Raw genomic sequence first — 14,003 nt, forward strand, 5'->3', positions numbered from 1 at the left:
TTCTGTCAGCACCGGAAAGCGTTTATTTGGGAATAGCGATGGAAAACCCGATGGTCACAAACCAGTTTTGTTCGTCATGTAAGATGGAAGAAGCCCCGGCCAGGTCAATTTGTATGTTCTCTTTGATCTTATACTGAATGCCTGCATCGATATTATGAAAGGGGGCTTTCTGCGATTGGAACTGGGAAAAATAACCGGCAAATACTTCTGCTTTTTCTACCAGTTTATAATGAACAGAGCCGTTCACCAGCCAGGTCATATCCGGGCCAAAAGCTTCCTGTTGAAAACCGGCATTGTATTCGATCTTCCAGTCTTTACCAACTTCATGTAAAAAAGCAGCCAGCACCGATGCCGATCTTCGCCATCCCTCTTTTGTATACTGGGAAGTATAGGGCAGCTGCAGGTAACCAATAAGGGTGATATCGGGCAGCCATTGATGGTTTTCCAGCAGGGAGGCCTTAATGCGAAGCGCCAGCGGATAGGTGCTCTGAACGGTTTCCTCGATATACCTGTCCCGCTCCCTACCCTGCTCAGCTAACAGGCCTGCCTCAAACTTTTTGCTGATCCCGTAACGGATGCCCGTCCGGCTGATGAGCGCAGTTCGCCCTGTATCGAATTTATTATACAGTAAACCAGTCTCAATTTGCAGCTGCCCTTTATCCACCAGGTGTGTTTCTTCCGTTTGGTCGGGCCGGTCGGTATTCATTTCTTTTTCCTGGCTATATGCGTTTAAAAGACATCCACTCCATACCAATACCAAAATGACAATTCTCATCATGCGTTATTAATAAATATTTCAGGGCTGGACTATTTAGGAATTATAGAAATGGTGCCGTCCAGCTCCAATACAGCATATTTTATCTGGTCTAAACGTTCAAGGCCATGCAGGTTGCGGGCTGCTTCCAAAACGTCTTCTTCGCTTACCCTCGATTTCACGGCCCGGTTCTGCAATAGTTTACCATCGGCCACTACCACCAGCGGAGAGCCTTCGGTAACCTGTTCAAAGCTGCGCGATCTTTGCTTTATAACGGAAACGAGCAGGTCAACGCCTATCAATGTAGTAATAAGAATAAGCGAAGTCGTGATGGAATAATCTTCTCCCACCAGCGCCTGCTGGGTCACTTCACTAATGATAAGAAGCAGTACTAACTCAAACGGGGTGGTTTGCGCCAATGTGCGCTTCCCGCTAAGCCTGAAGACAAGCATCAGGAACAAGTATATGATCAAACCTCTGATTACAGGATTCATTATGGATAAATTTTGTGTGCGATTGTAAAAGGGGTAGCATTCACCTTGATGGTGGCGGATATATTGCCAAACTTTTTGGCCATGAGGTTACAGTGGATATCGGCGGCGCCGCCGGCAGGAAAATAATAGGTAGTTACACCATCTACGGTCCTGTTCCTGTCTGGTAAAGGCGTAATAGATAATACATCGATGTACTCCAGGTATTGTTGCGGTATTTCAAGAGCGATGCTGTCTTTTACGTCTTTCACATGAAAGGTCATTTCTGATTCTCCTTCATATCGCATAAATCGTTCATATTCGACACTGTTGCCGTTTATGACTTGTGTCTTGTAGCTTAACGGCCCTGTACCGAATACACCGATAGCAGCCAGGATGAGGCCCAGGTACAGGATGGTCCAGCCCACTTTCTGAATGACCCAACCCCTTTTATGCTGATCGAGGTTTTCTTCAAGCTGCAGGTCGTGCTGCAGCCTTTCCACCGATTTATTTTTTCCAGCCATATACGGATGTTTCAACATTTGCTTCAATTTGCTTGCCAGCATCCCCTACAACCCCGATGGCATAACATTTACTACTTCTAGCCATAAACAAAAAGCTATGTTTTACCATGTACAATCACTGATCAACCCAATTGTGTTAGACGAACCCGATCCCTCTGCTGCCAATGCGTTGCAGGAAGGTTTGGGCGGACAATTTGGAGAAATGCGCACCATGATGCAATACCTGTTTCAAAGCTTTAACTTTCGTGGTGATGCAGCACCTTATCGCGATCTTATCCAGAGCGTAGGCATTGAAGAGATCAGCCATGTTGAATTGATCTCTAAGACCATATCCCAGTTGCTGGATGGCGCCCCCGGCTATAAGGGCAATAAGTTCGAAACCCCGGGCAAAGGTGGAAAACCCGTTATGGATATGGCCAAGGAGCAAAAAAATGCGCATCACTTTATTGTAGGCGCCCAGGGCTCGCTGCCGGTGGATGCAGCTGGTAATCCCTGGAATGGCTCCTGGGTGCACGACCACGGCAACCTGGTACTAAACTTAATGGATAACCTGGTACTGGAAGCGACGGGTCGTTTACAAAAATGCCGCATATACGAAATGTCGAGCAACAAAACATTACGGGCAACCGTATCCTTCCTCATCGTAAGGGATGAAGCGCACCAGGCTGCTTTTGCGAAAGCGCTGGAAACACTGGGGGTTGACTGGAATAAAGCTCTGCCAATTCCAAAATTCGATGCTACCAAATTTCCGGAAGTAAAACGCCTGCTCGACGCCGGCATCCATCGTGAACAATATACATTCCGCCTCGATGGTTCAGAAATGGAGAAGATCTTCAGCGGCAGTGCGCCGATGAATGATGGTACCGATCTGGTAACGCTGAAGGAACCAAAGGAAGCTTTCCCCATTCCATTAGCGCCGGAACGGCCTGAAGAATTTGCACCAGGCCTTGATCCCGAATTACAGGAACTGGCTGATGCATTATCTGAATTCAAAAAGAACCTGGCAAACCCGAAGAAAGTATCTGTAGTGAAAAAGAAAAGCAGGAAAGTATAGATATAAATAAGTCAGCATCTGAAAGCATAACAAATGATTTCAGATGCTGACCTTCAATGTATCCTGTATTTAAGTAATACTATTATGGTGATATTGTTTCTCAGTTGCTGTAACAACAGCGGGTACAGTAATTGCACCTTTTGATCAAACATTGCTCATGGCCCGGTTGCCCATTGTATTACTCTTATCCTTTCTGCTTTATGTTACTTCACTCAATGCCCAGCGGGGCGCACCTCCCCGGCATGTGAAACGCACCAATCTCGTTGCCAAATGGGCACAGCATCTTGATTTTTTACCGCCCATGGTAAAGCTGCTTAAAGTACCCGAAGGCTGGCAAGTGACTGTTGCTGCTGCGGGTTTAGGCAAAGTGAGAATGATGCAGCCCTTGCCCAATGGAATGTTATATGTAACCCGCCGCGATGGCCTCGATGTGCTGTTGCTGCAGGACGTGAATGGTGATAATAGGTTCGACTCCATTAAAACGGTCGAATACCCATTCAGGGCCGTTCATGGCATTGCAGAAAAAAACGGCTACCTGTATCTATGTAATAGTTACGAGCTCCGGCGCTATCGAATTTTACCCGACGGTATGCTGGCAGAAAAAGAAACGCTGATCACCGGTTTGCCCAGCGGTGGGCAGCATCCTAACAGGACCATCGCATTCGGACCAAATGGCAAGTTATACATTACCGTGGGAACCCTCTGCAATGACTGCAAAGAGACGGATCCGGAAGTAGCTTCCATTCTGGAAGTAGATACTGCTTCGTGGAAGCGGAACATTTATGCAACAGGCTTACGCAATACCATTGGAATCGATTTTCACCCGGAAACCAAAGAACTATGGGGCATCGATAATGGCGGTGATGGTAAAGGAAATAAGTGGCCGCCGGAAGAAGTGAACCATATCAAAAGAGGAGGCAATTACGGGTTTCCCTTTGTATATGGCAAGCGGGAAATAGACCGTACGAAAGATGATCCGCCCGGAGATGTGAAATCGTCCTTTGCATTAAACACAGAACCATCTGTGCTCAACCTCACCGCTCATATGGCGCCCATTGATTTCAAATTTTTCAAAGGCCAGGCCAATATTCCCGCCGACTATACCGGTGACGCATTGGCCGCTTTTCATGGTTCCTGGAACAGAAGAAAGCTGGTAGGTTATAAGGTGATGCGCATTCATTTTGAGAATGGCGTTGCGGTAAAAGCAACAAATTTCCTGACCGGCTTTTTGAAACCGGCCTTTCCCCTCTTTGGACGAAAAGCATATATGGGCCGTCCCGCCGGGCTTGCCATAACCAACGAAGGCGTCATATATGTTTCTGACGACGCAAATGGAGTGATCTATGCAATCAAAAGAAAATCGTAAACAATGAAATCATTTGTATATACTGTTACACTGGTGGCAGCCCTTTATAGTTGTGCCCCTGTAGGTCCTACCCAACGCATAAACTTTATTGCACCCGATGTTTACCCGGAAGGTATAAGCTATGACAGTTCGGCCAATGTGTATTATGTTTCTTCCGCCCGCACCGGCGCGATCGGCCGGGTGACGCCGGAAGGCAACTATACGGTGTTGCATGCTGATACAGGATTGAGATCGACCTACGGCATGAAGATCCATCCCGATGGCAGGCGTTTATATGTTTGCGCCAGCGACGCCAATTACAGCCGCTATACGTCGCCAGACACCCGGTATAAAATGATGCGGTTGATCAGCCTGGATCTGGCCAATGGTAAAAAACTGTCCGACCTTGACCTTTCAAAACTGTACGACGGAAATCATTTTGCCAACGACCTCACTTTTGATGATAAAGGCAATGCATATATCACAGACAGTTATTCCAACGCTATCATTAAAGTGGATGCCGCTCACAAAGCCTCGGTCTTTTGTAAAAGCCCGGTGTTTAAAACAGGAGGCATCGGGTTAAATGGCATCGTGTATCATCCTGACGGCTTTTTGCTGGTCAGCAGTACCGGGAAAGGCGTTATTTTCAAAGTGGATCTTTCTAACCCACAGGATGTTCAGCAGGTAAGATCAAATATGTATTTCATTGGCGCCGACGGTATGTTGCTGAATGACCGCAACACAGTTACACTGCTGGTGAATGGCGGCAATGAAAAATTATTTAAATTAACAACGGAAGATAATTGGGCCTCGGCGACTACAGCTGCCACTACCCTGATGATCGATCGTTTTACTTACCCGTCTACCGCCACCTTCAATGGCGATGACATTTGGGTAATGAACGCAAAATTTCATGACCTCAACGACAGCACCGCCATGCCTTCAAAAATATTTTCCATTCAGAAAGCGGTCTTCAAACCCATACCTAAAAAGTTTCGCGAGTAAAGCATTCACCACTGGCAATGGAGCGGCAACATCAATGGTCTTAGAAAACGGAATGCTGGAAAGGCTTTGAGTAAAAATTACCACAATAGCAGCGGTTTTCCGGAAGGAACCTGTCTTTTCAAAGCCTATGCCCCTGTTATTCGACGCCCCTTAGCTGGCCTGGTTTTTACATAAATAATAACATGATCTACATTAAACTACCAGAACGCCTGAAGAAGGCAGCGCCGCAGGAAAAGAGAAATTTCATTACCAGTGATGAAATTTGGGCTTTTACAGAGGAGCCCAGAACAGAAACGCCGGTAAATGATCAGCGCCAGGTTACTGTTCATGAGCTTTTCAATCTTTTTACGGCTGAAATCATTAAAAAGAACACCAGGTTTACCAGATAGCTGGATTGATCTTTTACCAGTGGTGAAAGATCAATCCAAAGCTTTCTTCAGAAATAATGTCCTTCCATTGTTCTATTAATCTTTTGTAAGCTTCTCCTACGGGCATGATCTTCCTGTCAAGATCATACAATCCCAATTCATTAACGATACCGGCATCATTGCGAAGGGCAGAATCCCAGTCGACCTGGTGCAGCAGACTGTACCAGGTAAATCCGATCACAGGTACGCCATCATGTTTTAATCGGTGAACATTCGCCCACTGTTTTATTAACCATTCGCGGCAGGCAGGCATTTTTATATTGGTCTCGGTATGCATGATCGGCAATTTATACCGGCGGTAATACTGTTGGGTAATTACATAATAACCGAATATTTCACCGGCAGCCTGCGTAGATCCGTCCGGATGTACCAGGTGTTCATTCGTAACATAATAGTCGTTCCCCATCACACAACGCGCTTTCACCTGGTTTTCAATGAACCAGTTGTATTCTTTTTTCGTCATGCCGTTCTGCAGCAGGAATTCATACATCGAAACGTTCAAAGGATAACCATAAGTAAGGTCGAGCGATAAAAACCTTTTCTGGTTCAGAAAACGCGCCAGGGGAGCCGCTGCAGGGTCATTTGCATGAAAATATTCGGAAGATTCACTTTGAATAAAAGTTGCGTTAGGCTGGATCTGTAAAATAGCATGCATTGCCAGCACATTGGCTTTGCACAAATTCTTTAAGGCCGTAACAAAGGCATAATCCGATTGCAGGCATTCGTTCCACCAGCCATATTGCCCCGAAAACATGGCAGCAATAAAGATCTCATTGATGGGCGTATACAACTGCAGGTCGGGGAACCGCACGGCAAATGCCCGCGCATATTCTGCAAAGAAAAAAGGGAACTCCGGGTTTTGAAAATTGCCCAGCCAGTCGGGCACTCCAAAATGGCAGAGATCCACGATCGGCGTAATGCCGAGGATCTTCAACTTGTTAAAGGTAGCATCTGTAAATGCCCAGTCAAATTGACCGGGCGCAGTGTGGGTACTGAAGTAAGGTGGTCCGTACCGTAAAAATTCAATGCCCAACTCTTTCAACAAACCAAAATCTGTTTCCCAGTGTGCGTAGTGACCTGTCTTAGCCATTTCATCAACCCTTTTGGTACTGCCATTTGGCAGGCGGATCGTGGGATAGCTGTTCTCGATGCCGGTTGCAAACATGAATTTATAAGCTGACATATCTTTTCTATTGAATTAGTTCATCAAAGGGATCTGTTGATCTTATTAACCGGCTATTTTTATGCCACCAGCCTTTTTGTAGAAGCAGGGGATGATTGCAATATCCCTGTTTGGCCAGCGAAGTGATAAGGTTTGCCGTTAAGGTAGGCCTTAAAGTGAGGTGACTTACATCGAAGACGCCGCATTCATACACCATTTCGTTCTTTGTTAAAAGGCTGCACCAATCATATGCCCCCAGCAGGGACCACGCTGTTACGGCTCTTAGATCCACGCCCTCCTGCTTTACCAGGCAGCAGGCATCCCAGATCTCCTTGAACCACCGCCCCTGCTCTGCTTCATCACAATGTAAATGCGCCTCTGTTACGGCCATCGGCAGGTGGTACCGCTCCCAGGCTTCCTGCAATAATTTTCTGATGCCCGCAGGTCTCTTAACCCTTACTGCTTCCACGTCTGCATAGATGTGGGTACCGTTTCCACCATGTGTATGCCCCGGATAAGCTTCCAGGTCTTCATCGAGATACCGTTCGGATGTGACATAATAATTAAACCCCATGATCTCAGGAACACAGGTATGTTCTGTAAAAAAGGATAATTGGGATTCTTTGATCCCGAGGTATCGAAAATAATCCCATAACGGGTGCTCCCTTGTAACCCTTCCACATAACAGGTCATACGTTAACCACCGGCGCTCGTTTTCGAAATCGGCCTGATAGCGTAACAATGGAGTGCTATGTATTTTGGTGAGATCTTCGGTTTGCACGAGTTTGGCGGCCGGGTTAATACGCCTGATGGCCTGCATGGCCAGCACGGTTGCCTTCACCTGGTTCAACAACATGACCACAAAGCTGTAAGCATCTTTGTGATGAGGATACCAGTACCCATATAATCCACTGAACCTGGCCGTGGTAAGCGGCTCATTCACGGGCGTATAATACTCCAGCCAGGGAAAACGGCGGGCAACCTGCCCGGCGTATCCCGCTAATCCATCAGCAAAACTGTCACTGCACAAATTCGTATAGGCGGGACCGCTGCCATGGTGCACGAGCCCGGCAATAGGCGTCATATTGTTCTTACAGATCTTTTGCAATTGCTGCTCGGTCCATGTAAAATCAATAAGTTGGTCTTTCACCGGTTGATGCTTTTCCCATAAAACTGGATATCGCAATGCGCGGATACCCAGATCTGCTATCCGTTCAATATCACCGGCCCTGGTATAATGTCCGCAATGATCCAGCTGATCTCTAAAAGTATTTCCTATCCGGTTAAAAGTGCATTCAATACCGCCCCATATCTCAGGAATTGTACGTAGGTAATTTTTGTCCATTAATAGCTCGTTCATTTTTTGTAGTGGAAGTTATTTTCTTGTAAAGCGTCAATGATTGCGCTATTACCTGATCCATGTTATAGTACTTATAGGTAGCCAGCCTTCCTGTGAAATAAACATTTGGCAGGGCATTAGCCAGCAATTGATATTTTTTGTACAATTCAGCATTTTCCGGACGCGGAACGGGATAATAGGGATCTCCCTCCGCCTGGGGATATTCAAAGACAACGGTTGTTTTCGGGTGTCTTTGACCGGTAAGGTATTTGAATTCGGTCACCCGGGTATACGGGTGCTCGTTAGGATAGTTTACAGTACCTGTAGGCTGATACCGGTCTGCTTCGATGGTCTCAAATTTGAAATCGATAGAGCGGTAAGGCAGCTTGCCATAACAATAATCAAAGAAATAATCCACAGGCCCTGTATAGATCATTTTCTTATACGGGATCACCCCTTCAATATCTTTGTAGTCAGTTCCCAGCATCACTTTGATATTAGGATGCGACAACATTTTCTCGAATAAGCGGGTATATCCGTGCAGGGGCATTGCCTGATATGTATCGGTAAAATACCGGTTATCACAATTGTTGCGGGTAGGGATGCGGGCCGCAACCGATGCATCGAGCTCGGAGGGATCGAGCCCCCACTGTTTCCTGGTATACTCCTTAAAGAATTTTTCGTAGAGCTCCCTGCCTACTTTATTGATAACAACATCTTCAGAAGTTACAATGCGGTCTTTTTTTTCTGCTTTGGATGCCAGGAAACCATCCACCTCGGCGGAAGACAAGTGCAATCCATACAATTGATTTATTGTATTGAGGTTTATGGGAATGGGTACCAGCATGCCATCAACGCTTGCAAGCACCCGGTGCTCATAAGGTCTCCAGGCAGTGAACTGGCTCAGGTAATCGTATACGTCTCTCGAGTTGGTGTGAAATATATGCGGGCCATACTTATGTACCAGTATGCCATCGTCGTTATAATAATCATAGGTATTTCCCCCAATATGACGTCTGCTTTCTACTACCAGTACGGTCTTGTTACTACAGGAAGCTAACCGTTCTGCCATTACCGCCCCTGCGAATCCTGCTCCTACTATTAAATAATCAAACATAATTGTGCGCTTTTTTTAATTTCAATCCTTGTTTACTTTCTATAGCGCTACTTATCAGTTCTTCCATTTGATGCCAGGTTTTTTCCCAGGAAATGCCCGACAGAAATGCATCCACTTTTACAAGCCATTCATCATAGCCGGTTTTTGTTAAGATCGCTTCCGCGGCTGCAATAAAGATGGCAGGCGTAGCGGCTATATAGACCAATCCATTTTCTTCATATGGCGTTATTACATCTTTTATCGGTGTGGAGATGACCTGTTTTCCTCCCGCCAGGTATTCGGGTGTTTTGGTAGGGCTGATGAACCTGGTCGATTCATTTAAAGCAAATGGCATCATGGCTATATCCCAACCTGCGAGATAATAGGGCAGCTCTTTGTACTGCTTACTTCCCAGGTAATGAATATTGTTTTCGCGGGGAAGATCAGCGGGATCAATTTTGACTACCGGACCTACCAAAACAAAATGCCAGTCGGGTCGCAAAACAGCCAGCTCTTTCAGCATAATAGTATCCAGCCGTTCATCCAGTACACCGTAATAGCCTATACGCGGATGTGGGATCGATGCCTGATCCGCAGGTTCCTGTAATTCGGAACGCGCTATATTAAAATGCGTTTTATCGATACTGCTGGGGAATGGGTATATATTATTATGCAGATGCTTTTTTGCTTCGTAAAGCGATAACCCACCGGTAAAGACCAAGTCTGCTTTTTGCAATAATTTTTGTTCCTGTTGAACAAGCTGCGGTGGCGCGAATTTAAAAGCAGAAAGCTCATCCATACAATCATAGATCACAAGCTCTGCATCGAGGTGTTCACTCCAGCCTAAAGCAAGAGGTGAGTAATACCACAACAAATATTTTTTTATCTGCATCGAGACCAGCAACCGATCTAACAACATTTTCTGCGCGGCCATAATGTCAGCTTCATCCATGCCGCTCTTTAAATGGGGCACTGCGATCCAAACGTTATTTGTATCATGCGTGGCAATCTCCATATGGTTGTTCGTTGCATCGAATACCGGTTCTTCTATAAAGATCACGCGGCGGTTTCTTGCAAAGCGGCTCAACAAATGCTGCGGTCGCTGAAATACGAAATTCCATCTGAGATGACAAAAACAGATAATATCAATACTAATCATAGCGTTATGTACATGTTATAACATGCCTTTTAAGTAGCCAGACGGCTAATTAGCTAATAGAATATGTATACAGTTTTCTTACTGGAGATCTGGTGGACTAAAAGCTTGACAGGGTTGAATTAAATTAATTGTAAGAAGACCCAAATAAGATATAAATAAGTGTAAAAAAACCATACCACCAGTACATTCAAGGTTATGTTGCGCCAGCGCTTTTACCTAATTCCTTCCACATCATATAGCTATTTATTGCTTTCCATCAATAATTAAATGTTTACAAAAGACTTATATTTTTTTTCAAAGACGATTTCTGGATATTGGGTAATATTTGCCCCGAGATTGGCGTCAGAAGTTTTTTACAAGCGAAAAACAAAAAAGAGGGAGGAAACCGCTTTGCATTATAAACTGTAAAAGATCGAGATGCCGCTATCGCTTAATAAACTTCTTTATTATGCATGTTGCATCGTTGCTCACTTTGATAAAGTGTACACCACCGGGCATATCGCTTTGTGTAAGCACATCTTGTTTAGCTCATATCGCAAAAGATTCCATACGCGGCCAGCTAATCAGCGATTGTTATGGGCAGCATCATGCTTCTATTGAGGGAACAGTTCCTTCAAAGCAGCGTACGCTTTTATGAGCGCTTTATTTGAACATTACGGTCCATGCATACCTGTAAGCATCAGCAGTGTTTTTTTCGTGCATTTTAGCCTTAAATACAGCGGGAAATGGCATATGATTGGCATGGGAACCACAATAATGCCTGTTATGAAAAATCCTGTATTACTCCTGCTCCTGTCGATTGTTTTGCCTGTTAGCATGGCAGTAAGCCAAACCATTGAAAACGTAGCACCCGGCGTGTGGAAGATCGTATTTGGCGTGCCGGAGAAATATCTTCCTACTGATTTCAAAGAAACTCCTTTAAACACAACGAAAACACTGGCGGCTGTTGACAAGCCCCCGTTCAATTTGAAAGATATTCAATTTCGTAAAGCCGCAGGCGGTGTCATAGCAGCTTTACCGGTCGACACATCGGAACAATTTTATGGTTTCGGTTTACAAACCAACAGTTTTCAGCAAAGGGGCAAACGCCGGGAAATACGCATCAGCAGCTGGGTGTCGGGCAATCTTGGTTTTGGCCATGCATCCATGCCTTTCTATATTTCGTCGAAAGGTTATGGCGTATTGGTGAACACGGCACGGAATACCGTTTTTTATATGGCATCCAAAGGAAAACTCGATACAACAAGCGCCCGACCTATAGCAGGCGACAGTCAGCACATTGCCCTTACAACCGTTGATCTGTACGGGAAACAACATAGTTTGTCGAATGAAGTGAGTATTACGGTGAATGGCACCGAAGGCATGGAGTTATATATTTTTGGCGGGCCCGGTATGCTGGCTGTTATGCAACGGTATAACTTTTTCTCAGGCGGCGGGGCCCTTCCGCCCTTATGGGGACTTGGCTTCAAGTACCGCGCGAAGGCGACCTTTAATGAAAAACAAGTGTTGGAAACAGCCAACTACTTTCGGGATAATAAGATCCCATGCGACATGCTGGGCCTTGAGCCGGGTTGGCAAACCCATTCTTATTCCTGTTCTTTTGTTTGGAATAAGAATAATTTTCCCGACCCCGATGCATTTATATCGAAGATCAATGAAAAGGGGTTTAAACTAAATCTATGGGAGCATGCTTATACCCATCCCAGTTCTCCCCTGTTCGACAGCATCGCAAAATATTCATGTGACTATACGGTATGGACAGGCGCCGTACCGGATTTTATTACAGCGGGTGCACAAAGAATATTCGGCAATTACCACGAAACCCAGTTTGTAAAAAAAGGTATCTCAGCATTCAAACTCGACGAATCGGACGCTGCGGATTATCTCGTGGCCGATATGGAATGGAGCTTTCCTGATATCGCCCGCTTTCCATCGGGTATCGATGGAATACAAATGCGGCAATTATTCGGCTCTCTGTATAATAAAACAATGATCGATCTGTACCATAAAAACAATAAACGCACCTGGTTCGATGTACGATCTTCGTATTTGTTTGCAGCGCCCTATCCTGCCGTATTGTATTCCGATATGTACAGTCATGCCGATTTTGTACGAATGACGGTGAACTCCGGCTTTGCCGGTGTGAACTGGTCGCCGGAACTACGCGAAACATCCAATGAAGCGGATCTTATCAGGCGCTTGCAAACAATTACATTGTCGGCCCAAATGGTGGTGAATGGCTGGTATCTCGATCTGCCGCCCTGGCTGCAATATGATGTCAAAAAAAATGAGAAGCGGGAATTGCTGCCCAACCACAAACAACTGGAAGAAAGGGCGCGCAAACTGATCAACCTGCGCATGAGCCTTTTGCCTTACTTATATGCTGCATTCGCGCGGTATTATTTTGAAGGCATCCCACCAGTGCGCGCACTCATACTGGATTATCCGAACGATGCCAATGTAGCTGCGATCGATGACCAATATATGCTGGGTGAAAGCATTTTGTGCGCGCCTTTCATCGACAGCGCATCTACCCGCAGGGTTTATTTGCCAAAAGGGATATGGTATGACTTCAACACCAACAAGAAGTATGAGGGTGGCCGATCATACACGATCAGCATGTCGCTTGACGAGCTGCCGGTGTTTATAAAAGACAATACTATTTTACCGCTGGCAAACCCTGAACAGTTTATTACATCCCAAACGGTTTTGAACCTCACCTGTAATATCTATGGCACACCCACCCAGGCCTTGCAACTGTTTGAAGACGATCATTTCAACAATGATTATAAGCAAGGCGTATATAACTGGGTGCAGCTTTCGTGGAACGGCCGGAAAGGAACAGTTACCCGGAAAGGCAATTACAAAGGCAGGTTATATACCATTAAAAAATGGCAGGTCGTGGGAAGCTGACGCAGCATTAAATGCGGCTTTTTCGTAATATAATTTTTTCCGTTACAGCTTGTTATTAATCAATACTTAATCACATTAGAATAAGTCCTGTACTTAGTCAATGCTGCATTTTGGAATAATTATTGTCCCTACAAGTGAACATGAGCACTGCATACAGGCGCATGAGCTGCCGGTGTTGTATCATCAATGGGTGCCCGTGGCAGTTAGTAACGGTTAAAACAACGAATCACAACAGTTCATAAAAGAGGCGTAAAGGCAAGCCGTTTAAAACCGATATGCTGGAACCAAAAATCATTATGCTGATTGATGATGACCAGGATGACCGCTTTTTGGTTAGCACTGTCATTAATAGTATTGATCCGGCGATGATCATTCGGGAAGCAAAAGACGGACGAAAAGCAATTGAGTTCTTGAACCAGGCAAAAATTTTTGGCGACCTGCCAGCTTTGATCATCCTGGATTTTAATATGCCAACGATGAATGGTTTGGAGACCTATAAAGAAATTAAGAAAGATTTGGAATTATCGGCTATTCCGATCGTTATATTATCTACCCATTTAAATAACAGCGATGCTGATTTCTGGAAAAATGAAAGTATCGCAACTTTTACCAAGCCTGCAAACTTCACTGAATTCGAAAATTGCATTAAAAGCATTTTGGCATATTGTGCCACTCCTCTTGCTGATAAGGCTTTAAAGTAGTTGTCATGAACGCCGGTTATCATTTCAGGAACCCTCGCCCTGGAAATTGAAGC

13 protein-coding genes are annotated in these 14,003 nt (G+C 45.2%); 6 read left to right on the forward strand and 7 right to left on the reverse strand.

Annotated elements, in window-relative coordinates:
• Positions 1-22 precede the first annotated feature (22 nt).
• Genes JT717_RS09325 through JT717_RS09335 form a run of 3 tightly spaced genes read right to left on the reverse strand, consistent with a single transcriptional unit; the run spans position 23 to position 1,748 of the window.
• Positions 23-778 (reverse strand): transporter, encoded by a 756-nt coding sequence (locus tag JT717_RS09325; RefSeq protein ID WP_205509950.1) that lies wholly within the window; start codon positions 776-778, stop codon positions 23-25.
• 29 nt (positions 779-807) lie between these two features.
• The gene (locus JT717_RS09330; protein ID WP_205509951.1) at positions 808-1,248 is read right to left on the reverse strand and encodes a DUF421 domain-containing protein; all 441 of its coding nucleotides are present in this window, start codon (positions 1,246-1,248) and stop codon (positions 808-810) included.
• Positions 1,248-1,748, reverse strand: a complete 501-nt coding sequence (locus tag JT717_RS09335; RefSeq protein WP_205509952.1) for a hypothetical protein — start codon at positions 1,746-1,748, stop codon at positions 1,248-1,250. The genes JT717_RS09330 and JT717_RS09335 overlap by 1 nt, the downstream gene beginning before the upstream one ends.
• A 97-nt stretch (positions 1,749-1,845) precedes the next feature.
• Here JT717_RS09335 and JT717_RS09340 point away from each other — a divergent pair, with 97 nt between their 5' ends.
• The 4 genes from JT717_RS09340 (at position 1,846) to JT717_RS09355 (ending at position 5,541) form a co-directional block, all read left to right on the forward strand.
• The gene (locus JT717_RS09340; RefSeq protein WP_205509953.1) at positions 1,846-2,802 is read left to right on the forward strand and encodes a manganese catalase family protein; all 957 of its coding nucleotides are present in this window, start codon (positions 1,846-1,848) and stop codon (positions 2,800-2,802) included.
• Between the two features lie 157 nt (positions 2,803-2,959).
• Positions 2,960-4,168 carry a PQQ-dependent sugar dehydrogenase gene (locus tag JT717_RS09345; protein ID WP_205509954.1) on the forward strand — a complete coding sequence of 403 codons (1,209 nt, stop codon included), beginning with the start codon at positions 2,960-2,962 and terminating at the stop codon, positions 4,166-4,168.
• A gap of 3 nt (positions 4,169-4,171) precedes the next feature.
• Positions 4,172-5,152, forward strand: coding sequence for a hypothetical protein (locus tag JT717_RS09350; protein WP_205509955.1), 981 nt, complete (start codon positions 4,172-4,174; stop codon positions 5,150-5,152).
• A 182-nt stretch (positions 5,153-5,334) separates the two neighbouring features.
• Positions 5,335-5,541: a hypothetical protein gene (locus JT717_RS09355; protein WP_205509956.1), complete on the forward strand. Its 207-nt coding sequence runs from the start codon at positions 5,335-5,337 to the stop codon at positions 5,539-5,541.
• Positions 5,542-5,554: 13 nt separating this feature from the next.
• On the opposite strand, the gene JT717_RS09360 is transcribed toward JT717_RS09355, so the two are convergent.
• From JT717_RS09360 to JT717_RS09375, 4 genes are read right to left on the reverse strand one after another with little or no spacing between them, the layout of a single operon-like run.
• Entirely contained in the window at positions 5,555-6,763 is a 1,209-nt protein-coding gene (locus JT717_RS09360; RefSeq protein WP_240347922.1) for a family 1 glycosylhydrolase, read from the reverse strand.
• Between the two features lie 7 nt (positions 6,764-6,770).
• Positions 6,771-8,102: a family 1 glycosylhydrolase gene (locus tag JT717_RS09365; protein ID WP_240347923.1), complete on the reverse strand. Its 1,332-nt coding sequence runs from the start codon at positions 8,100-8,102 to the stop codon at positions 6,771-6,773.
• Complete coding sequence (glf, locus tag JT717_RS09370; protein ID WP_205509957.1) at positions 8,056-9,198, reverse strand: UDP-galactopyranose mutase; 1,143 nt, start codon at positions 9,196-9,198, stop codon at positions 8,056-8,058. Before glf ends, JT717_RS09365 begins: the two co-directional genes overlap by 47 nt.
• On the reverse strand, positions 9,191-10,336 hold the full coding sequence (locus JT717_RS09375; protein ID WP_240347924.1) for a glycosyltransferase family 1 protein: 1,146 nt from the start codon (positions 10,334-10,336) through the stop codon (positions 9,191-9,193). Before JT717_RS09375 ends, glf begins: the two co-directional genes overlap by 8 nt.
• A gap of 765 nt (positions 10,337-11,101) precedes the next feature.
• Here JT717_RS09375 and JT717_RS09380 point away from each other — a divergent pair.
• Together JT717_RS09380 and JT717_RS09385 are read left to right on the forward strand one after the other, a co-directional pair.
• A complete protein-coding gene (locus JT717_RS09380; protein ID WP_205509958.1) occupies positions 11,102-13,249 on the forward strand; it encodes a glycoside hydrolase family 31 protein in 2,148 nt (715 codons plus the stop codon).
• Between the two features lie 275 nt (positions 13,250-13,524).
• Positions 13,525-13,950, forward strand: a complete 426-nt coding sequence (locus tag JT717_RS09385) for a response regulator (protein ID WP_205509959.1) — start codon at positions 13,525-13,527, stop codon at positions 13,948-13,950.
• Positions 13,951-14,003 lie beyond the last annotated feature (53 nt).

The sequence above is a fragment of the Longitalea arenae genome, assembly GCF_016924755.1.
Classification (GTDB): Bacteria; Bacteroidota; Bacteroidia; order Chitinophagales; family Chitinophagaceae; genus Niastella; species Niastella arenae.